The organism is Nocardioides albidus (assembly GCF_006335005.1).
Classification (GTDB): domain Bacteria; phylum Actinomycetota; class Actinomycetes; order Propionibacteriales; family Nocardioidaceae; genus Nocardioides; species Nocardioides albidus.
Genome location: NZ_VDMP01000025.1, coordinates 117,844 through 118,314, shown reverse-complemented (window position 1 = coordinate 118,314; position 471 = coordinate 117,844). Strand labels below are relative to the sequence as shown.

At 72.8% G+C, this 471-nt stretch carries 1 protein-coding gene; it reads right to left on the bottom strand.

What is annotated here, in order from left to right; genetic code table 11:
* A partial coding sequence (locus FHP29_RS21745; protein ID WP_158296592.1) for a DUF222 domain-containing protein occupies positions 1 to 471 on the bottom strand: 471 nt, incomplete at both ends.

Here is a 471-nt window from a genome sequence, read left to right as displayed (position 1 = left end):
CCCCGCCGTGCTCGGGCAACCGGTCGGGGTCGAGCAGCTCGAGCAGGGCGGCGAACGCCTCGGCGTAGGCACGATGCTGCGGCACCCCTGAGTTCGTCGAGTAGCCCGCGCCCCCAGGCGAGGGCGTATCGAGACGCTTTCGCGGCGACGTGTAGGCCTGGAGGTAGTGGATGAGCCGCTGGGCGACCGTGGTGGGCAGGGTCCCGGAGATCCGGGTCCGGCCATCGCCGAGGTCGCGGAACCGCAGCGACGCCTTCTCCCGGGCGCGGCGTTCCTCGTCTCCGAGGCGTCGTCCTTCTTCGGCTTCGGCGATGTCGGGGGCGACCACGTCGAGGATCCGCTGGCCGAGGCGCTTGAGCTCGCGGGGCTGGTGGTGGGCGGCGTGCTCGACCAGCGTCTCCTCCGCCGAGGCGGCGAGGTCGGGTCCGAGATCGGCCGGGAGGTCGTGGATCGCGTCCGTGATCACCCGGG